At 51.9% G+C, this 18,297-nt stretch carries 22 protein-coding genes, 5 tRNA genes, 1 other RNA gene and 1 riboswitch; of the genes, 21 read left to right on the top strand and 7 right to left on the bottom strand.

The window, feature by feature from the left end; all coding sequences use genetic code 11:
- Positions 1–483 precede the first annotated feature (483 nt).
- From ACOJWD_RS15250 to ACOJWD_RS15195, 12 genes are all read left to right on the top strand, one after another.
- Positions 484–559, top strand: a tRNA-Arg gene (locus tag ACOJWD_RS15250).
- 43 nt (positions 560–602) lie between these two features.
- Positions 603–1,040, top strand: a complete 438-nt coding sequence (tadA, locus tag ACOJWD_RS15245; RefSeq protein ID WP_486994102.1) for a tRNA adenosine(34) deaminase TadA — start codon at positions 603–605, stop codon at positions 1,038–1,040.
- Positions 1,041–1,057: 17 nt separating this feature from the next.
- Positions 1,058–1,151 (top strand) — tRNA-Ser (locus ACOJWD_RS15240).
- Between the two features lie 13 nt (positions 1,152–1,164).
- Positions 1,165–1,257: transfer RNA gene (locus tag ACOJWD_RS15235), tRNA-Ser, on the top strand.
- A gap of 33 nt (positions 1,258–1,290) precedes the next feature.
- Positions 1,291–1,390, top strand: an RNA gene (gene ffs, locus ACOJWD_RS15230) — signal recognition particle sRNA small type.
- A 69-nt stretch (positions 1,391–1,459) separates the two neighbouring features.
- Positions 1,460–3,127 (top strand): DNA polymerase III subunit gamma/tau, encoded by a 1,668-nt coding sequence (gene dnaX / locus ACOJWD_RS15225; RefSeq protein ID WP_486994101.1) that lies wholly within the window; start codon positions 1,460–1,462, stop codon positions 3,125–3,127.
- Entirely contained in the window at positions 3,117–3,446 is a 330-nt protein-coding gene (locus ACOJWD_RS15220; RefSeq protein ID WP_486994100.1) for a YbaB/EbfC family nucleoid-associated protein, read from the top strand. Before dnaX ends, ACOJWD_RS15220 begins: the two co-directional genes overlap by 11 nt.
- Complete coding sequence (gene recR, locus ACOJWD_RS15215) at positions 3,447–4,043, top strand: recombination mediator RecR (RefSeq protein ID WP_486994099.1); 597 nt, start codon at positions 3,447–3,449, stop codon at positions 4,041–4,043.
- A gap of 122 nt (positions 4,044–4,165) precedes the next feature.
- Complete coding sequence (locus tag ACOJWD_RS15210; RefSeq protein WP_486994098.1) at positions 4,166–4,522, top strand: hypothetical protein; 357 nt, start codon at positions 4,166–4,168, stop codon at positions 4,520–4,522.
- Positions 4,523–4,697: 175 nt separating this feature from the next.
- Positions 4,698–4,961, top strand: a complete 264-nt coding sequence (locus ACOJWD_RS15205; protein WP_486994097.1) for a pro-sigmaK processing inhibitor BofA family protein — start codon at positions 4,698–4,700, stop codon at positions 4,959–4,961.
- Between the two features lie 90 nt (positions 4,962–5,051).
- Positions 5,052–6,506: a glutamate--tRNA ligase gene (gltX, locus tag ACOJWD_RS15200; protein ID WP_486994096.1), complete on the top strand. Its 1,455-nt coding sequence runs from the start codon at positions 5,052–5,054 to the stop codon at positions 6,504–6,506.
- 85 nt (positions 6,507–6,591) lie between these two features.
- On the top strand, positions 6,592–7,770 hold the full coding sequence (locus tag ACOJWD_RS15195) for a class I SAM-dependent rRNA methyltransferase (RefSeq protein WP_486994095.1): 1,179 nt from the start codon (positions 6,592–6,594) through the stop codon (positions 7,768–7,770).
- Between the two features lie 28 nt (positions 7,771–7,798).
- On the opposite strand, the gene ACOJWD_RS15190 is transcribed toward ACOJWD_RS15195, so the two are convergent.
- Both ACOJWD_RS15190 and ACOJWD_RS15185 read right to left on the bottom strand, forming a co-directional pair.
- Complete coding sequence (locus ACOJWD_RS15190; protein WP_486994094.1) at positions 7,799–8,149, bottom strand: HesB/IscA family protein; 351 nt, start codon at positions 8,147–8,149, stop codon at positions 7,799–7,801.
- 40 nt (positions 8,150–8,189) lie between these two features.
- Complete coding sequence (locus tag ACOJWD_RS15185; protein WP_486994093.1) at positions 8,190–8,663, bottom strand: MarR family winged helix-turn-helix transcriptional regulator; 474 nt, start codon at positions 8,661–8,663, stop codon at positions 8,190–8,192.
- Between the two features lie 128 nt (positions 8,664–8,791).
- On the opposite strand from ACOJWD_RS15185, the gene ACOJWD_RS15180 reads away from it, so the two are divergent.
- From ACOJWD_RS15180 to ACOJWD_RS15170, 3 genes are read left to right on the top strand one after another with little or no spacing between them, the layout of a single operon-like run.
- A complete protein-coding gene (locus ACOJWD_RS15180) occupies positions 8,792–9,640 on the top strand; it encodes a 3-hydroxyacyl-CoA dehydrogenase family protein (RefSeq protein WP_486994092.1) in 849 nt (282 codons plus the stop codon).
- A gap of 22 nt (positions 9,641–9,662) precedes the next feature.
- Complete coding sequence (locus tag ACOJWD_RS15175; protein WP_486994091.1) at positions 9,663–9,986, top strand: 3-hydroxyacyl-CoA dehydrogenase family protein; 324 nt, start codon at positions 9,663–9,665, stop codon at positions 9,984–9,986.
- 26 nt (positions 9,987–10,012) lie between these two features.
- Positions 10,013–10,768, top strand: coding sequence for an enoyl-CoA hydratase/isomerase family protein (locus tag ACOJWD_RS15170; protein WP_486994090.1), 756 nt, complete (start codon positions 10,013–10,015; stop codon positions 10,766–10,768).
- Here ACOJWD_RS15170 and ACOJWD_RS15165 read toward each other — a convergent pair.
- Both ACOJWD_RS15165 and ACOJWD_RS15160 read right to left on the bottom strand, forming a co-directional pair.
- Positions 10,756–11,139 (bottom strand): hypothetical protein, encoded by a 384-nt coding sequence (locus ACOJWD_RS15165; RefSeq protein ID WP_486994089.1) that lies wholly within the window; start codon positions 11,137–11,139, stop codon positions 10,756–10,758. The genes ACOJWD_RS15170 and ACOJWD_RS15165 overlap by 13 nt on opposite strands.
- A 180-nt stretch (positions 11,140–11,319) precedes the next feature.
- A complete protein-coding gene (locus tag ACOJWD_RS15160; protein ID WP_486994088.1) occupies positions 11,320–12,189 on the bottom strand; it encodes a C40 family peptidase in 870 nt (289 codons plus the stop codon).
- A 12-nt stretch (positions 12,190–12,201) separates the two neighbouring features.
- A riboswitch (cyclic di-AMP (ydaO/yuaA leader) is annotated at positions 12,202–12,360 on the bottom strand.
- Between the two features lie 178 nt (positions 12,361–12,538).
- Here ACOJWD_RS15160 and rpoE point away from each other — a divergent pair.
- The 4 genes from rpoE (at position 12,539) to pspAA (ending at position 15,665) form a co-directional block, all read left to right on the top strand.
- Positions 12,539–12,832 (top strand): DNA-directed RNA polymerase subunit delta, encoded by a 294-nt coding sequence (rpoE, locus tag ACOJWD_RS15155; protein ID WP_486994087.1) that lies wholly within the window; start codon positions 12,539–12,541, stop codon positions 12,830–12,832.
- A gap of 89 nt (positions 12,833–12,921) precedes the next feature.
- Positions 12,922–14,562: a CTP synthase gene (pyrG, locus tag ACOJWD_RS15150; RefSeq protein ID WP_486994086.1), complete on the top strand. Its 1,641-nt coding sequence runs from the start codon at positions 12,922–12,924 to the stop codon at positions 14,560–14,562.
- A 126-nt stretch (positions 14,563–14,688) separates the two neighbouring features.
- Positions 14,689–15,405 carry a PspA/IM30 family protein gene (locus ACOJWD_RS15145; RefSeq protein WP_486994085.1) on the top strand — a complete coding sequence of 239 codons (717 nt, stop codon included), beginning with the start codon at positions 14,689–14,691 and terminating at the stop codon, positions 15,403–15,405.
- Complete coding sequence (gene pspAA, locus ACOJWD_RS15140) at positions 15,402–15,665, top strand: PspA-associated protein PspAA (RefSeq protein ID WP_486994084.1); 264 nt, start codon at positions 15,402–15,404, stop codon at positions 15,663–15,665. Before ACOJWD_RS15145 ends, pspAA begins: the two co-directional genes overlap by 4 nt.
- Positions 15,666–15,678: 13 nt before the next feature.
- Here the strand turns inward: pspAA and pspAB are convergent, their stop codons facing one another.
- Positions 15,679–16,233, bottom strand: coding sequence for a PspA-associated protein PspAB (gene pspAB, locus ACOJWD_RS15135; protein ID WP_486994083.1), 555 nt, complete (start codon positions 16,231–16,233; stop codon positions 15,679–15,681).
- Between the two features lie 21 nt (positions 16,234–16,254).
- Positions 16,255–17,175 carry a zinc metalloprotease HtpX gene (gene htpX, locus ACOJWD_RS15130; protein ID WP_486994082.1) on the bottom strand — a complete coding sequence of 307 codons (921 nt, stop codon included), beginning with the start codon at positions 17,173–17,175 and terminating at the stop codon, positions 16,255–16,257.
- 165 nt (positions 17,176–17,340) lie between these two features.
- On the opposite strand from htpX, the gene ACOJWD_RS15125 reads away from it, so the two are divergent.
- Positions 17,341–17,414 (top strand) — tRNA-Gln (locus ACOJWD_RS15125).
- A gap of 1 nt (position 17,415) precedes the next feature.
- Positions 17,416–17,491 (top strand) — tRNA-Glu (locus ACOJWD_RS15120).
- Positions 17,492–17,752: 261 nt separating this feature from the next.
- Here the strand turns inward: ACOJWD_RS15120 and ACOJWD_RS15115 are convergent.
- On the bottom strand, positions 17,753–18,007 hold the full coding sequence (locus ACOJWD_RS15115) for a hypothetical protein (protein ID WP_486994081.1): 255 nt from the start codon (positions 18,005–18,007) through the stop codon (positions 17,753–17,755).
- Positions 18,008–18,297: the final 290 nt, after the last annotated feature.

Genomic DNA, 18,297 nt, shown 5'->3' with positions numbered 1-18,297 from the left:
CTCACCAATAACCGGGGTGGGATGCACGACGTGCTATGAAAAAAGGGGACGTGGGCTTTACTGTTTTATGCGACATGCCGTGCCCAACGCGCTCGGATCGCGAGCGATTACTCAGACGCCATCACGAATACTCCCAAATTCGAAGAATCCGTATTTTTTTTGAATCGCAAACGGCCTATTTGATCGATACTGTGGGCTGCGACAATTCCGCGGACGGATATTGCACAACAGACGCGCGCATATTAAGGTATCGTGAGTGATGTATAAAAAAGAGAGAGGTAGAAGAGCTGTCGCGAGAGGGTTTACTCACCCGACCGATTACTATCAAAAGACTCGGTGTGTCTTCTCGACATGGGTCTTTTAGGAGAAATTTTGACTGTGTTTCGCTAAAACCGGTGATAGTTACCGTTGCGAGAACGCTATCTATTTGATATCCTGTGTAAGGCGCAAGTGAGAATGTCCACTGAATGTCGTAGCGGTTATGCGCCCGTAGCTCAGGGGATAGAGCAGAGGTTTCCTAAACCTTGTGTCGGTGGTTCGAGTCCTCCCGGGCGCACCATGAATCTGATGGGTCAGGTAGAATCTTGGACATAAATCGGATAATGCACGTTGCCTTAGATGAGGCCGCATTAGCAGAGCAGCATGGGGATGTCCCGGTTGGTGCCGTATTAGTGGGTAGCGATGGAGCCATTATCGCGCGCAATCATAATCGACGCGAATCCAATGCGGACCCAACGGCTCACGCCGAAATGCTGGTCTTACGCGAAGCCGGGGAGCGACGTGGAGGGTGGAGACTTTCTGACGCGACTCTGGTCGTGACGTTAGAGCCCTGTGCAATGTGTGCTGGAGCCATTGTGTTAGCGCGTATCGAGCGCCTCGTTATCGGTGCGTTAGATCCAAAAGCGGGTGCGGTGGTCAGTGTATTTCAACTGCTCTCAGAGGGGCCCTTGAACCATCGAGTTGAGGTAGTGACGGGAATATTGACGGATCAAGCCTCGTTCCAATTAAAAAATTTTTTTCGTATGCGACGCGACAATTGAATAAGATTGATGGATACGGAGAGGTGTCTGAGCTGGTCGAAGGAGCCCGACTCGAAATCGGGTAGGCGGCTTAACCCCGTCTCGTGGGTTCGAATCCCACCCTCTCCGCCATGTGAATAGTGTTGGAGGGGTGGCCGAGTGGTTTAAGGCGCACGCCTGGAAAGCGTGTTGGTGGGCAGAACCTGCCTCGAGGGTTCGAATCCCTCCTCCTCCGCCATTTTGATTGATTCTTAGGCCATGGAGCTGCATCGATTGGGTCCCGCGCGGACAACTCCTGTGAACCCCGTCAGGCCCGGAAGGGAGCAGCGGTAAGCAGAATGGTTGTGGCGCCGCGGGAGTGCCTGATCGGTGCAGCCCTATGGCTTAATTTTTACACTCCGACGCGGTAAAATAGAAGTGAATCGGGTAGGGGGTGCATTGTGGCTCATCAAGCGTCGTATCGAGTCTATCGACCGCGTCGATTCAGCGAGGTTGAGGGTCAGTCTCGCACGGTGGATACTTTGAAAGAGGCAGTGCGCCAGGGGCGGCTTACCCACGCCTATTTATTCTCTGGCCCACGTGGTACCGGGAAAACCAGCGTGGCCCGAATTTTGGCCAAAGCGGTAAATTGCGAGAATCTCCAGGAATCGGGGGATCCCTGTCTGGAGTGTGCTTCTTGTCGCAATATAGAAAGTGGACAGCATCTTGATGTGATCGAAATTGATGCGGCCTCTAACCGTGGTATCGACGAGATGCGGGAAATCAAAGAGCGGATTTCTCATCAAACCGCGATGAGTCGTTACAAGGTCTATATTATCGACGAGGTCCACATGCTCACGGCAGAAGCATTCAATGCGCTCCTGAAGACTCTGGAAGAGCCCCCGTCCTACGTGTTGTTTATTCTCGCGACCACCGAGGCCCATAAGTTGCCAATTACGGTATTGTCACGCTGTCAGCGGTATGAATTTAAACGGCTTAGCGTAGCTGTCATTCAGAAGCGTCTTCGATACGTCGCACAACAGGAACAGGTCAGCTATGAGGAAGCCGCATTGGAAGTGTTGTCTGAGGCTGCCGATGGAGCTCTGCGGGATGCGCTGAGTCTCTTTGACCAAGTGGTGGCGACAGAAGGAGAACTACGGGCCGATGGGGTAGCTCGCGTGGCGGGGATGATTAGCCAGGCGGATATGCATCGCCTTCTCTCGGCCTTTGTCGAAGGCGTACAACCCTTGGTGCACGAGTTGGCAGATTTGCGGTCGGCAGGTCTGGATGAGAAATTGATTCTGCGCGATTTGGCGCGGGAGTTGCGTGACCTTTTGGTATTTCGCAGTGCAGGTAAAGAGAATTTTCCCTCATACCGACACGCCGCACTAGAGTCCGTGCATGCACTGTTTCCATCGGACTTACCTGTACAGTTTTGGGTCGAGGCCATTGAGGCATTGGCTCAGGCAGAAGTTCGTCTAAAAGGCGGGTTCCCGGCCGACTTAGCAGTAGAATTAGCGATATTACAGGTGCAGCAAAAATTGGTTTCTGGTCATGCCCCCCCCGCAATCGCCGAGTCCGGTTCGCACGCGCCCCAGCATCGCCGCGGAGCGTCTTCTTCGATCAGCCAGCGTTCCGACGAGCCCCCAAAAAGGGAAGAGGAGTTGTTGCCGAAGCCTATGAACCCGGATTCTTCCCTCGTACAGAGAAGAATCGCAGTTGACGAGGAGACGATAAAGACTAAAGCGGAGCCGTTGCCATCGGGCGAATTTCAACAGATACTCGATATCGTCAAGAGGGAGCGGCCCAGTACATATGCCCTCTTTGAGAAGACGCAAGGGCTGGTGGGCTCGGATGGGATGTTGACGGTGTGGTTTGAATTTCCTGCCCATCGCGAGATTATGAACCAGCCCAATAATCGGGAGGTCGTGGAACGGGCGATTCGCTCGGTATACGGACCTTCGATGCCCTATCAATTTGTTGTTGGCAAGCCCTTACAAGAAGAGGGGGCTGGAGGAGAAAACGCCAGTGCGTCGATCCGTCAGAAGGTGCGTGATTGGTTTGGCAACGATGTGAAAATGGTGGGATTTGGGGAAGACATAGAAAGGGTGAACGAAGATGAGTTTTAATCCACAGGACATGCAAAAGATGATGAAGCAAGTGCAAAAAATGCAGGATGATATGGTTCGCGTACAGGAAGAGTTGAAGCAGGAAACCGTGCAGGTTGAGTCTGGCGGTGTGGTGAAGGCAGTTTTTAACGGGCACGGTGAAATCCAAAGCCTGACTATAGCTCGGGAAGCGGTGGACCCTGAGGATGTCGAGATGTTACAAGACTTGATTTTAGCTGCCGTGCGCGAAGGGCAGGTTAAGTCTCAACAATTGGCGCAAGACCGTATGGGGCAAGTGACGGGAAATATGAACATCCCGGGAATGCCGGGTCTATTCTAGATGCTGTACCCCGAGCCCATTCAAGAATTAGTACAAGAGCTGGCAAAATTGCCGGGTATTGGGCCGAAAACCGCGCAGCGTCTGGCATTTTTTTTGCTAAATATGCCGAAAGGCGAAGCTGAGCAGCTGGCCGAGGCCATCGTCAAGGCGCGTAGTCGCATTCGCTATTGTGGAGAGTGCTTCAATTTTACGGATCACGATCCTTGCGCCATCTGTCGTAATAGCGCCCGGGATGCAACCCTTATCATGGTGGTTGAGCACCCCAAGGACGTGGTAGCGATGGAAAAGACTCGGGAATTTAAAGGGCGTTATCATGTGCTGCATGGAGCCATTTCTCCGATGGAAGGGATTGGGCCGGAAGATCTGAAGGTGCGAGAACTTTTAACCCGGTTAACCGAAAGTGCGCCACGAGAGGTGGTCTTAGCGACCAGTTCTAGTCTCGAGGGGGAAGCGACCGCGCTATATTTGGGGCGACTATTGAAGCCGATGGGCTACAAAGTCACTCGTATCGCACGGGGCATTCCGATGGGAGGAGACCTAGACTATACCGACGAAATGACACTCGCAAAAGCGCTTGAAGGTCGCCAAGACGTGTAATCAACCGAGACTAGATATGGTCATACAAAGACGCTCACTAAGCGTCTTTGTTGGTCGTTGTGGCTCTTCAGTTCCGGAATTCTGTCCTAGGAATAGATTGGTAAGAGAGAGGGGCGGAGCCCATGGACTTTTTGCTGGTCGTGAGTGAATGGCTTGACATGGGATTTACCGGAATCGGGCTGCTTCTCGGAGTGATTCTCTATCGTCGCCGCGCCTTAGTGACCGATACTTTGTGGTGGATACGCGAAAAATATCGTCTAGAAGCGCTGTTATCGGTGATTCGTGCCATGCAGAATACCTGTCCTGAAGATGTGGACGGATTTATCGACGAATTCGAAGCACGAGGGCAGCATAAATTCACCGAAGCGGACCGCTACGCAGCACGTTGTGTATGTTCTGGAATAAAGTACCAACATAAAGGGTTGGAGGATGAGACACATGAAGACAGCGCTGAAGAGATGCGGACCATCACGCGCTGATGTGACCTGGGAGCCTCCCGGATGGAACCCTGAACACTGGCATGAACTGTATCAAACCTGGTGTTATGCCACTCCTTCAGACCCGATTGGCTCTGGTCCACGGCATCGTCCGCCACGGTAAATTAGTCTAGCCGGTCTCGGTCCTCCATACAATGGGACAAGGAGGCGGGACCAGATGAATCCACGTGACATACTCGGTATTGTCTTCGCGGTGCTACTTCTTTATGTGGTGGTGCGGGTATTTGATTCTCCGGCACGATGGGCCGTACGAGTCATGGTGAACGGCGCCGTGGGATTGGCGGCATTGTGGGCTTGGGACATGCTGTTTAGGACCCATGGATGGACTATTGGCTTAAATCCCGTCACGGGCCTCACGATAGGGTTACTAGGCTCTCCGGGGTTTCTCTTGCTCATCGCCGTAAAGGTGCTCATTCTCTGAACCGGAGAGGATGGGTTCTCTGCGCTTCTTGACCCTTTTACAGTGCTTGAGTACACTGGCAAGATAGAGATGCGGAGAGGATGATGGATTGTGGTTCGGGTGCGTTATGCGCCGAGCCCTACCGGTACCCTACATATCGGGGGAGCTCGTACGGCATTGTTTAATTTATTATTTGCCCGCCATCATGGGGGGCAGTTTGTTTTGCGTGTGGAGGACACCGATCAGTCTCGCCACATGGCAGGATCGGAAGAAGCGATGATCCGTGGGTTTAAGAGCCTTGGTATTTTATGGGACGAAGGTCCGGATTGTGGAGGGGCGTTCGGCCCGTATCGGCAGTCGGAGCGCCTTGCACGGCACCAAGCACTAGCCGACCAACTATTACGCGATCAGAAAGCCTATCGGTGTTTTTGCACTGCAGATGAATTAGCGATTGAGCGGGAACAACGTAAATCACAAGGGTTACCACCGCGCTATAGTGGACGTTGTCGCCAGTTGAGTGATGAAGAGGTGAAAGCTCATGGGGATGACCGATATGTGGTGCGCTTGAAAGTCCCTGACACCGGGGAAACGGTGGTGGATGATGTCATTCATGGTGATGTGCACTTCGAAAACCGGATCTTGGATGATTTTGTCATTATGAAGCCCGATCATACCCCCGTATATAATTTCGCGGTGGTGATCGATGATCATGATATGGGCATTACCCATGTCATTCGTGGCGATGAACACCTATCAAACACGCCAAAACAACTGTTAGTCTATCAGGCCCTAGGCTGGGAGGCGCCTTTATTTGCACATTTGCCGATGATTCTTGCTCCTGACCACACCAAGTTATCCAAGCGCCATGGGGCGACGTCGGTCGAGGAATATCGCGATCAAGGGATTCTTCCCAAGGCCTTAGCCAACTATCTCTTGTTACTGGGTTGGTCCTCTCCTGACGGTAAAGAGGTCCTCACTCTCGATGAAGCGGCTGCCAGTTTTTCATTGCAGCGGGTGCAACACACGGCGGCAATTTATGATCAAAAAAAGCTAGAGTGGATGAATCATCAGTATCTGACATTTTTGCCGGTGGACCAGGTGGAAGAGGCAGTCCGGCCGTTTATTACTTATCCCCTCGATAGAGGCCCATCGTTACGAGAGGTGGTCGCCTTATCCCGTGAGCGCGCCTTTACGTTGGTGCAACTGGCTGACGCGATGAGAAGTTTTTACGAGGCGCCAACTGCCTTTGATGCGAAGGGCGTAGCGAAACACTTTAGTCCGGAAGTCGCAGGACGTTTAGCGCGGTTAGCGATAGATCTGGACAAGATGACGTCATGGGATCATGACGCCTTATTGGCCACATATGATGCGGTGAGTGAGCAATTAGGGATTAAGCGGGCGGAACTCATTCATCCAACTCGACTTGCCGTGACCGGCCGTACCGTGGGACCAGGACTCTTTGAATTAGTCGCGTTATTGGGTCAGGACGAGGTGATCACACGGATTCGCCATGCAATAACGCTCATTGAACGGAACCAGGTACCCTTAAGAGAGGTCTCCGTATAGGGACAGTTCACGGCGAGGGCGATGACCAGAGCGCCCCTCAGGCTAGAGTGGCCATAGATAATCCCCAACGGGATGGAGGAGACATATGTCCGAAGGTGTTGTGATATTGGAAGGTGGGTCGCATCGGGTCTTACAAGGGTCGCCTTGGGTGTATCGCACCGAGATTCGGCCGAGCGACGCCGAACCGGGAAGTATTGTCGCGGTGCGTACTCGAGAAGGGCGAGTCTTGGGCCGCGGATTCTATAATCCCCGTTCGATGATTGCGGTCCGGATGGTCACCTGGGGTAAGGACGCGATGGTGACGCCGGAGTTGTTCAAAAAACGCGTGGTGGACGCCGTGCAGCTGCGCCAGACGGTGACTGCGATAGGCCGTGATGCGTACCGCGTCATTCATTCAGAAGCTGACGGCATTCCGGGATTAATTGTGGATAAATATGATGCCATGCTGGTGGTGCAAGTCACCAGTTTGGGGTTGATTCCTTATCTTGAGGCTATTCAAGAGTCACTGATTGAAGCACTCCATCCTGTGGGCATCTATGAGCAGGGCGATTTGGCGGTCCGCGATCGAGAGGGTCTTCCGCGAGAAAATCGGCTGTTATGGGGCGAGATTGTGTCTCCGGTGGATATTCATGAGCACGGCATCATCATTCGAGTCGATGTGGTCGGTGGGCAGAAAACAGGACATTTTCTTGATCAATATGGGAATCGTGGAAGAGTAGGGGACTATGCGCGCGATAAAAAGGTGTTTGACGCATTTTGTCACACGGGTTCGTTTGCTCTTGTGGCCGCACGTCATGGGGCCTCCTCGGTACTTGGCATTGATATCGATGCTCGTGCGATCGAGCGGGCGGAAGATAATGCGCGTCTCAATGACTTGCAAGAGGTGGCGCACTTTGAGGCACAAAATGCCTTTGACTGGTTGCGTAAAGAAAGTGACCACGGCCCGCAATATGATCTTGGGATTTTAGATCCGCCGGCATTTACCAAGTCAAAGCAAAGTGTGCCCCAGGCGTTGAAGGGATATAAGGAAATTAACTTGCGTGGGATAAAGCTTCTTCGCCCCGGGGGAATTTTGGTCACGTCGAGCTGTTCGTATCATTTATCGGAGCAAGACTTCATTGGTGTCATTCAATCGGCAGCTCATGATGCCCGCCGCCCGGTGCGGATTATTGAAATTCGCGGGCAGGGACCGGATCATCCGATGTCGCCCGCTTTACCCGAGTCACGATACCTAAAGTGTGTGATTTTATCTGTGGGCTCATAAAAAAAAGCACCCCGTTTGGGGGTGCTTTTTAGTGGCTACACGAATTCGGAGATCCTTGTTGATCCTTGGTGCGAAACGAATGGCCGCATCCGCAAGAGGCGACGGCGTTGGGATTGTTAATCGAAAATCCTCCGCCCATCAAGGAATTAACATAATCGACTTCAATCCCATCTAGTAGCGGAGCGCTGTTGGGATCAATGACCACTCTTACCGGGCCAAATTCAAACGCGTTATCATCTTCATGGGCCTCATCGAGAGCCATGCCATAGCTGAATCCACTGCAACCACCTTTAGAAATATAAATCCGTAGGGCGAGATCCTCTTTACCCGCCATGAACTCTTGCACTTTTTGGACCGCATCGTCAGTCAGAGATATCATCTTGAAAACCTCCTCTAATACCTCACATTATAACAAAAAGTTAGGATTCCTGAATAGCCCGAGATTCATGCTCCAGATCTTGAAACACTTTTAGTAAGGCGGACAATCCTTCAACGAGATTGGCGCGTTCGGTGGCATCGAGACGCTCGGCAAATCGGGTGAATTGTTGTTCGCGACGTTGGAACACGAGATCTGCCAATTGGCGACCATAGGAAGAAAGTCGAACACGAACCACTCGTCGGTCGACATCGTCTCGATCCCGTCGTACTAAGTTCATGCGGAGCAAGCGATCCACCAAACGGGTGGCTGCACTTTCAGTAAGCCCCAGTTCGGAGGCGAGCTCGCCCATGGGCAAGTTGTGCGGTTCGTATAACACCACCAACGCGTTCATCTGCGAGGGGGTGACTTCAAGCCCGATAAGTTCACGTGTCGCTTCGGCTTCTAAATATCGCATAATGCGTGGGAATAGATGCTGGATGTCTTCAACAAAAGCCGGAATCGCGGCTTTGTCCATGGGGAGGCCTCGCTTTCATTTATTTGACATCATATCACGCTCATAGGGGCATATAAAACTTGACATTGACAAATATTGCTATGAGTCGATATACTGCTGGCAACGAATGCTGGAGGGGGTCTGCCTCAATGTACATCAAAAAAGTCGCGGTGGTGGGAGCGGGGACGATGGGAGCGGATATTGCCTATGTGATCGCTACGGCCGGAATTCCGGTGGTAGTGAAAGATGTGGCCGAAGAGCCGCTTCAAAACGCGCGCGCTCATATTGACGACCTATTTAAGACCCGCGTCGCTCGCGGCCGCATGAGTGCTGAGGATGCGGCCCAACGAAAAGATTTAGTAACATATACCACCGAAGTGGATGCTCTACGCGAGGTGTCGCTGGCGATCGAGGCGGTATCGGAGCAAATGAGCATCAAAAAGAAGGTCTTTAGGGAATTAGACCAAGTGCTGTCTCCTATTGCCATCATTGCATCTAATACGTCGGCATTAAGTATTTCTGAGCTAGCTGAGGTCACAGGTCGCGCAGAACGTGTGGCGGGTTTTCATTTCTTTTTCCCGGCTCACATGATGAAGCTTATCGAGGTGATCTCTGGAGAACATACTAGCAAAGAGACGTTGGAGACCTTGCGTCGCTTCGCGGAAGAAATTCGAAAAATTCCGGTGTCCGTCAAAGAGTGTCCAGGGTTTGTCGTCAATCGTGTGCTGATGGCGTCGATGGCTGAAGTGCTGAGGTTTCAGGATGAGACGGGCATTCCCTATGCGGACATCGACCAAGCGGTCATGCGCGCTAAGCTCGCTCCGATGGGCCCATTTGTGTTAGCCGACGCGTTAGGACTGGATGTGGCGCTTGAGGTGGCCCAGACCTTGACTCAGGCCTATGGCGACAGGTTTAATCCGGGGCCGCAACTGCAGGCGTTGGTTAATGACGGCCATTTGGGACTAAAGAGCGGTCAAGGCTTTTATTCGTACCGTTAATTAGCATGGGGGTGTTTTTAACATGGATGAATCACTAGAACAGCAGTTATTGCAGCGGTTTAGTTTGGCTACGTTTTTAGAGAGTGTGCGACTTTATGAGGAGAAAATGGCCAGTATTGAAGATATTGATGTGGCGATGCGTGCAGGAGCGGGTCTCGCGACCGGACCGTTTCAGTGGGCCGACACGCGAGGACTGGATACCGTGCTTGCCGAATTGACGGAGCTTGAAAATTCCGTCGGTGAGCGGTTTCGTCCCCCCGAATCGCTGAAAACTCTTGTAGCACAGGGCGACTTGGGAGTGAAGACCGGTCGCGGATATCTGCAGTACTCGGCGTCTGAGGAGTAGCCATCGCAATCGAGGAGGGACTTAAGGTGAGTGCGGTCAATGAGAAGAGAATGGATCGCGTCTTAGTGTGGACAATACAAAATCCACCGGTCAACGCGATTAGTCTTGAAGTCCTGCGTGAGCTTCAGGACTTATGGACCGAGGCGGCAGGCAACATGGACATTCGAGCGGTGGTGATTACGGGTTCCGGTCCGGCATTTGCCGCAGGCGCAGACCTAAATAGTGTGATGAAACTTGGCGGCAGTGTAGCGGATTTTATCAGTTTAGGGGCCGAGCTTTACCAGAAGTTTGAAACCGGGCGTCTTCCGATGGTTTCTGCCATTAACGGCATCGCCTATGGAGGAGGCAATGAAATGGCGATGGCCACAGACATTCGCATCGCGTCCAGAAGTGCACGTTTTGGGCAGCCCGAGGTGAACTTAGGGATTATTCCCGGCTGGGGAGGAACCTGGCGTCTTCCGCGACTGATTGGACAGTCTCAAGCCAAGAGGATGGTTCTCACCGGCGATTCTGTGGATGCCGAGGAAGCGCTCGCGCTAGGATTGGTACATCAAGTGGTAGAGCCACGCATATTGCTGGATGTCGCCCTGAATGTGGCTGATCGTTTAGCGAGCTTACCGCCGCTAGCATTGGCAGAAATAAAAGGCCTCATGGCCGATAATCGAGATGGCGGTCAAGCACGAGAAACCCAGGCGATGCATCGCATCATGATGACGAGCGATGCCCTCGAAGGTCTTCAAGCATTTCTTGGCAAGCGACGTCCTCAATTTCACGGGCGATAAGAATCCTGAGGATTACGAAGTAAACTGAGCCCAAATTGCGTCATGCCGGCAGCGAGGATCACAATACTGGCCCAATCCGGAATAATATGTTGATGCCAAAACGTTAATGCCAGAAGCATGGCACACGACGACCAAGCGGTGCCAAAAACATGTCCTTGACGACTGACGGCCAAAAGAATCAGCACCAAAAGAACGAGACCACTCCACCACCAAATCCCTTGCCCCAGACCGAGTAACGCTATCGTGAGCACCATGATTAATAATCGGCCGATGCCCAAGGGATTCGCGCGATGATGTGTTGTTGATAGACGAGTCTTTTGAGTCGAGACTGGTTCGGATTTTTGTATGGCTTGCGTCTTCGTGTGTACCATATGCTAAAACCTCCCGAGTAAGTGGTCGTTATCCTTCTCGATCACCGAGTAGCTGGGAAATAAAGAAGACACCCGGACCGTAGTCCGGGTGTCGGGGAGAGAAGGAGAGTCGGAGAGAGGGTCGATGAGCACCTTTTACACCAGGGGCGCCAGCGGTCTCTCATACATTCCATCCTCCTCTTAGTTACTGGGGAATATCTGTACTGCGCCATCATAGTTGTCGGCGAAATACGGTTCACTCAAGCTCTGAACCACGACCCCTTGACTGGGCGTCGCGGCAGAAATAAATTCTCCGTTGCCAAGGTAGATACCAACATGGTTAGCAAAGACGCCTTCGGTGGTGAAAAAGATAATATCCCCGGGCTGCAGTTGATCATAGCTGACATGGGTTCCATCGTTCCATTGGGCATAAGACGAATGAGGCAATGACACCCCAAACTGACCATATAACCACTGAACAAAGCCTGAGCAATCAAATCCTGTCGAGGGACTATCTCCGCCCCACACATAGGCATAACCCTGGTATTGGAGGGCAAGTCCTGCAAGTGCCGATCCCGAAATAGATACGTTGCCACGATTGACCTGGTCTTGGGCATTGGTGATCGAGGAACTGGATAAGGCCTGGTTTAACGCATTCCAGGTTAACGCGCCCACGAGACCATAAGACGGTAATCCTTGTGCCCGTTGAAAGGCTTGTACGGCGGCCAAGGTATCAGGGCCAAAGATGCCATCAATGCCATCGGGTGAATAACCTAAATCCGTCAGGTCGGTTTGTAATGTGACAACTTGGGGACCGGTGTCCCCTTCGTGCAAATAACCTGCTGGATAGGCGGCCGGAGCAGCTTCCCATGAGTCTGAAGCACTTGCGCTTGCATATCCAACATCTTCTAAGGCACTCATGGTCTTTACAGGCTGTGTCTTAAGACCCTGGGTGGCTTGGAAATTGTGGACCGTCTTGACTTGGGCTTGGACCGTTTGCGACAAAAGTGACATCGACAGCAAAGCTGTGCCAGCCAAAACGGGCAACATTTTTCGATTAAATTTGAACAACAGTGATACGTCCTTCCTTCTCGTTACTGCCTCCGAGGTTAGTAGCGGATAACCCGTGGTTCGGGGGAGAAGGAGCCCCCTACCGACCGCACAGGATCGGATTCACCACCTAAAGACGTTGCTTTAGGATCCCCCGTACCTTGACTATCAAGGATTCGGCATATTGAATATGGCATTAGTTTACGGCGCATAACATCAATCGATCAACAAATAAGGGAGAATTTTTGCGAAAATAGGGGAAAACTGAAGGTGGGACAATGGAATTTACAAATTGAGACCAATTCGCGTAAGACAAAGGAGCCAAGAGTGGTATAATACTTGGGAAACTTTCCGGAGGATGGGATGACCGATGAGAGCAACGGACGCCGCCTATGCAGTGCTTAAGGCGCAAGGACAGCCAATGGATGTGCAAGACTTGCTGGATGAGACGCTAATGCAGTTGGGCGTTGATCGGGAGCCCAAAGTAGCCTCTAGAATTTATACCGATATTAACTTGGACTCCCGCTTTCAATATCGCGGGGGGTCATCGTGGGGACTGAAGGAGTGGCAGCCTAAATCGCCTGGGCGAGCGACTGCATCAGGAAGGGATCGTGCGAGTTACGATGACGATGATGCAGAAGACATCGAGGAGGACGACGGTTAACTCCGTTCGGACTCCTTCTCCATTTAATGTCGTCTCTTCGGTGCGCAAATAGTAGAACCCGGGTATTGAGTTGAATAGGAGGAACCACGATGGCGAAGTATGTGTTTATTACGGGCGGGGTGGTGTCATCGCTCGGGAAAGGGATTACGGCCGCGTCGTTAGGAAGAATTTTGAAAACGCGGGGTATCCGGGTCACTGCTCTGAAATTAGATCCCTACATCAATGTGGACCCGGGTACCATGTCTCCTTTGCAACACGGCGAAGTCTTTGTCACGCAAGATGGTGCAGAAACCGACTTGGATTTGGGACACTATGAACGGTTCATGGATATTAACCTCTCGCAAGCCAACAACGTAACCACGGGGCGTATTTATTGGTCGACCATCAGTAAGGAGCGGCGAGGGGATTTTCTTGGCGGCACCGTGCAGGTGATTCCGCACATCACTAATGCCATTAAAGAGAGAATCCATCGAGTGGCAGAATCTAGTGGAGCAGACGTCGTCATTGTGGAGATTGGCGGCACTGTCGGGGATATTGAAAGTTTGCCCTTTTTGGAAGCTATCCGTCAGATGCGCTCCGATATCGGGCGAGAGTCAGTTATGTATGTTCATGTGACCTTGGTTCCTTTTTTAAGTGCGGCAGGAGAAGCCAAGACCAAGCCCACCCAACATTCAGTGAAAGAGCTGCGTTCCATCGGTATTCAACCGGATGTCATAGTATGTCGTACGCAGAAGCCATTGTCGCGCGAGATGCGCGATAAGATTGCGCTAATGTGTGACGTGGATAGGCGTGCGGTCGTGCAAAATGTCGATGCTGATTCCATTTACCAGCTGCCTCTGATGCTGGCCGATGAGGGGTTGGATGACATTGTGGTCAATCGTTTAGGCCTCACCGCCTGTGGGTCGAAACAGCTTGATGAATGGGCGGCACTGGTCGATCGGGCAGCTCACATCGAGGGTCGCGTGGAGATAGCGGTGGTCGGAAAATATGTGGCACTCCATGATGCCTATTTAAGTGTGGTCGAGGCTTTGACGCACGGCGGGATTGCCAACCAGGTGAAAGTGGACATCCGTTGGGTTGATTCGGAGGATATTGAAGCCAACGGAGTCCAGGCATGGCTAACCGGCGTGGACGGCATTTTGATTCCCGGCGGTTTTGGTTATCGCGGCGTGGAAGGAAAAATCCTGGCGATTGAGTATGCTCGCACCCATAGCATCCCATTCTTCGGTATCTGTATGGGAATGCAGGCCGCAGTGATAGAAATTGCCCGTCATCGGGCCGGCCTACGTGAGGCCAACTCCACGGAATTTATGGCGGATACACCGTATCCGGTGATTGATCTCATGCCAGAACAACAAACGGTAGAAGATTTAGGTGGCACGATGCGCTTAGGCAGTTATCCGTGCGCACTGACGCCGGGCACCAAGGTTCAATCTGTGTATCAGGAGCCGCTCATCTTTGAGAGACATCGGCATCGGTTTGAGGTGAATAATGCCTACCGCACTGCATTGCAAGAGGTGGGGGTGGTGTTATCGGGACTGTCTCCTGATAACCGCCTGGTAGAAATAATCGAGTTAGTGGATCATCCCTGGTTTATTGGGACTCAGTTTCATCCAGAGTTTCAGTCGCGCCCGAACCGACCGCATCCCTTGTTTACATCGTTTATTGCAGCAAGCAAGGAAGCCAAGGAAGCCTTCGAGGACGCGATCCTGTACTCCGATCGATCATAGCGGGGATAGCTTGGGACATTAAAGAGTGGTGTGATTCTGACAGCGTCGACGACGTCTTTTGGAATGGGGCTTTTGACAAGGATTTTTCTTCGGGAATATACTATGGATAGAGAGAGGAGGCTTTTCATGGGATTGATGGCGCGAGTTTCTACGATATTCAAATCCAAGGTGAACACGGTGTTGGATAAAGCCGAGGATCCGCGGGAGACTTTGGAATATTCATATCAGAAGCAAGTTGAGCAACTGCAGAACATTCGCAAGGGTATTGCGGAGGTTGTGACGTCGAAGAAGCGACTCGAATTACAGGCATCTCGCATTCAAGACTCGATGAATCAGCAGGATGCCAATGCGCGGGATGCAGTGAAAGCGGGACGGGATGATTTAGCGCAAGAAGCCTTGACGCGTAAGCAAAGCATGTCTAGTCAAATTGCAGGTCTGCAATCGCAAATTGACGACCTATCCAAGGAAGAAGCGCGGTTAGGTGATTTGCAGCAGAAGTTGCAGAGTAAAGTCGAATCGTTCCGGACCCAGAAAGAGGTCATTAAGGCACAGTATTCTGCCGCGCAAGCACAGGTGAAAATTGGGGAGGCCTTTACCGGTCTTGGAGAAGATATGGCCGATGTGAATATGGCTTTGCAACGTGCCCAAGACAAGACTGAGAACATGAAGGCGCGTGCTGCAGCGGTGGATTCTTTAGCGGATAACCCTGCATTCCAAAATGATGCTCTTCCCAGTAGCGGCGATTCTATTCGTGATGAACTGAATAAACTGAATGCCTCCTCTAGTGTCAGCGATGAATTGGCGAAGTTGAAAGCGGAACTTGGCCAGGGAGACCAATCATGATTGTACGTATATTGCACGAGGGACAATATCGCGTTGATGGCGATACCTTAGAGGAAATACAGCGGCTGGATGACGAACTGATGGATGCTCTCACAGCAAACCATGCCGACCGATTTCACCAGTTGTTACACCAGGTGGCAGAATTAGTCCGCAGTGGGGAATCCCTGGAAACTGAGCACTTAGTGGAGTCGGACCTAATTCTACCGGCTGATGATACGACACTGGATGAAGCGAAGCGTCTATTTTCCGACCCAGAATAGCGGGGCGTCGGATTTAAATGGGAGGATCCCAGAGCGGGTACCAACGTTCGGGATCCTTTTCCATGGGGAGGGCGGATCCAAGCGTAGAACGAATCCGAAACTCACGACTCTCGTTACGTTGGTGGCCTCCTTGGGGAACAAAAGGATAAAAGGCCGCGCGACGATAGCTGTAAATCAGGTACCAGTTACCAAAGCGAAACATCGCCGCCAAGAGACTGTCAGCATAGCCTCCTTGTTTAATAAGGTCCGCGGTCATATGCAGTCCGTTGATGGCGTCTTCCAGTTGGGCGCCATCAAAGATGATCCAATGAAAGTCCATTTTGTCTGTCAATTGACGGATCTTCACCTGAAAATCTTGACCGCTCATTTGCAAGAGGTCGTGGACATCTTTTTCGATCGCCTCATAGGCTGAGTTATCCACGGAACGCAACACAATGGCGGCCTCTCCACCGTAAGGGCTATCAAGCTTTACTTCAATGTCGAGCGCTGCGGTGGAGAGGGCAAACAGCTGGTCCGTTTTTCCAGGGGGGAGTTTGGTACGTCCAAATAGCGAATCAAATAGGCCCATTGGCTCGAATTCCTCCCGTGCTTATTTTTTCTCCATCCGTTCTTGGAGACGCTCCAATTGTTGCAACCGGTGTTCGATGGTCGGATGTGTCGCAAACATTTCCATGACGCTATCCTTGCGGACGGCAGGAAAGATGAAGAACGCGTTCATCGATTCGACTTGACGTAAGTCCCGAGTGGGCGTCATCCGCATGCCGGACTGAATTTTCTCCAAAGCGCTCGCAAGATGCGCCGGATGTCCTGTTAAGATGGCGGATCCGCGGTCCGCCGCGTACTCTCGGTATCGAGATAAAGTGCGAATAAGCACCCAACTCACTGCCCAGACTACGATCGACGCCAGCCAGACAATAATAATCGCTTGTCCGCCGCCACCTCCACGTCGTCCCCGTCGGTCGGCCTCCATGCCAAATCCAAAAAAGAAAAATTGCTGGACAATAAAGGATGCGACCATCGCAAAGAAGCTGGCTAGGCTAATGACGGTGGCATCACGGTTTTTGATGTGAGTTAACTCGTGTGCTAACACCGCCTCAAGCTCTTGAGAATTTAATCGGTCCACTAAGCCTTGCGTAACGGCAATAACCGCCGACTTTGGGTGTTTCCCGATGGCAAAGGCGTTGGGCATACGACTATTAATCCAAGCGAGTTTTGGCGTCGGTAGATCAGCCATTTGCGCGAGGCGGCTAATCATGTCGTGTAATTGTGGAGCCTCCTGGGGCCGTAACACGCGCGCCCGACTGGACCACAGGACGATCTGATCAGAGAATGCTACTTGACACACCGCCACCAAAGCCATGATGACAATCAGTTCGCTCCAAGGCACTCGAACAGCCACTAGTACCAACAGAAACGCTGCATACAGTGCAAACAATAGAAACATGGTAAGGCCCATCCGAAATGAGAGACCAAAATCGCGACCATACCATGGTCGAGATGATTTTGCCATTGTCGTCTAGCTCCCTTCTCATATATAGTCTACGTTGTTACTGCTTTTCACTCAAGACTCGGTTTTTAGGGACGCTTTTTCTTCACGCCGTGTGCGATGGCTAATTTTGTTTTATTTTAATGCTTGCTTCGCGCAGGTGTTATGGATATAATAGAATCTGCTTGTTGGGGGATGATGTAGCGGTAGCATAGGTGACTCTGGATCACCTCGCCTAGGTTCGAATCCTGGTCCCCCAGCCACGGCCCCATAGTCTAGAGGCCTAGGACGCCGGACCCTCATTCCGGAAACAGCGGTTCGAATCCGCTTGGGGCTACCACTTTTATACCGCCGTTAGGGCGGTTTTTCAATTTAAAATGTGTTCCCGTTAATTTTCTGTCCGAATCGTCGTCAAACTAATGGGCATCCTGAGAGCGGGCCCTCCGTGGAGATAGGGTTATCGCTCACGGAATACGCGCCTGCCAAGGGCTCGACAATATCCATAGCTTCCAGAGCCTCTGATGGCGAGACCAGTCCGCCCCGTCGGTAAAGCGCGCTTGCAGGTTTTTGGGTGTTCGGGCTCACTCGTTTGGTTGTTAGTTTAACTAAGATGCTCGTCATAACTTCTGACCCATTGCCCACCATGGACGATCAGAACCTCCAGCGTGTCGTCATGGCATTCGGCTGATTTGGTGTCGACAAGGGAGTTCTTAGCACGCCAATCCACGAATAACAGCTTTTCAGGCACTTCTCTCCCTGACTCCGGGTTTTTCTGATAGACGGATCCGATGAAACGGAAGTGAGATGAAGCCATGCCAAAACCAACTTGCGCCAACACTCGAATCACCGACACCATGGCCTATTTGCTTCGTCGATGGGACGCTAGACATTTGGAGTCGGAGTCGGACGCGCCCTGGCGGAGTGTGGGAATCGCTTACGGCAGCAACCGCCCCTGAGAACTTGGCTTCCCGTTACCTCAGCTCTCACAAAGTGCCTCGTGTGAGACATGGTTATCTGTACAGTCCAACCCACGGGCAAGAAATCTTACTGGAGCTTTTTGCGTTGTGCTAAAGACCGCATTCTGATTGGGGTTGAAGCTTGGGCTGAAAAACTTTACCCCAATCGTGCACGGAATCATGCGCCTTG

Source organism: Sulfobacillus sp. TH-112 (assembly GCF_057473405.1).
The sequence above is the reverse complement of the archived record's forward strand: the minus strand, read 5'-3'. Positions and strand labels throughout refer to the sequence as shown.

Excerpts from the sequence above, each read along its gene's own strand:
- ACOJWD_RS15145 (WP_486994085.1), top strand. The coding sequence starts at position 14,689 with ATGGGATTGATGGCGCGAGTTTCTACGATATTCAAATCCAAGGTGAAC.
- ACOJWD_RS15190 (WP_486994094.1), bottom strand. The coding sequence starts at position 8,149 with ATGATATCTCTGACTGACGATGCGGTCCAAAAAGTGCAAGAGTTCATG.
- ACOJWD_RS15180 (WP_486994092.1), top strand. The coding sequence starts at position 8,792 with ATGTACATCAAAAAAGTCGCGGTGGTGGGAGCGGGGACGATGGGAGCG.
- ACOJWD_RS15115 (WP_486994081.1), bottom strand. The coding sequence starts at position 18,007 with ATGGTGTCGGTGATTCGAGTGTTGGCGCAAGTTGGTTTTGGCATGGCT.
- recR (WP_486994099.1), top strand. The coding sequence starts at position 3,447 with ATGCTGTACCCCGAGCCCATTCAAGAATTAGTACAAGAGCTGGCAAAA.
- pspAB (WP_486994083.1), bottom strand. The coding sequence starts at position 16,233 with ATGGGCCTATTTGATTCGCTATTTGGACGTACCAAACTCCCCCCTGGA.
- tadA (WP_486994102.1), top strand. The coding sequence starts at position 603 with ATGCACGTTGCCTTAGATGAGGCCGCATTAGCAGAGCAGCATGGGGAT.
- ACOJWD_RS15220 (WP_486994100.1), top strand. The coding sequence starts at position 3,117 with ATGAGTTTTAATCCACAGGACATGCAAAAGATGATGAAGCAAGTGCAA.
- pspAA (WP_486994084.1), top strand. The coding sequence starts at position 15,402 with ATGATTGTACGTATATTGCACGAGGGACAATATCGCGTTGATGGCGAT.
- ACOJWD_RS15195 (WP_486994095.1), top strand. The coding sequence starts at position 6,592 with ATGTCCGAAGGTGTTGTGATATTGGAAGGTGGGTCGCATCGGGTCTTA.
- ACOJWD_RS15185 (WP_486994093.1), bottom strand. The coding sequence starts at position 8,663 with ATGGACAAAGCCGCGATTCCGGCTTTTGTTGAAGACATCCAGCATCTA.
- pyrG (WP_486994086.1), top strand. The coding sequence starts at position 12,922 with ATGGCGAAGTATGTGTTTATTACGGGCGGGGTGGTGTCATCGCTCGGG.
- ACOJWD_RS15175 (WP_486994091.1), top strand. The coding sequence starts at position 9,663 with ATGGATGAATCACTAGAACAGCAGTTATTGCAGCGGTTTAGTTTGGCT.
- ACOJWD_RS15210 (WP_486994098.1), top strand. The coding sequence starts at position 4,166 with ATGGACTTTTTGCTGGTCGTGAGTGAATGGCTTGACATGGGATTTACC.
- htpX (WP_486994082.1), bottom strand. The coding sequence starts at position 17,175 with ATGGCAAAATCATCTCGACCATGGTATGGTCGCGATTTTGGTCTCTCA.
- ACOJWD_RS15165 (WP_486994089.1), bottom strand. The coding sequence starts at position 11,139 with ATGGTACACACGAAGACGCAAGCCATACAAAAATCCGAACCAGTCTCG.
- ACOJWD_RS15205 (WP_486994097.1), top strand. The coding sequence starts at position 4,698 with ATGAATCCACGTGACATACTCGGTATTGTCTTCGCGGTGCTACTTCTT.
- rpoE (WP_486994087.1), top strand. The coding sequence starts at position 12,539 with ATGAGAGCAACGGACGCCGCCTATGCAGTGCTTAAGGCGCAAGGACAG.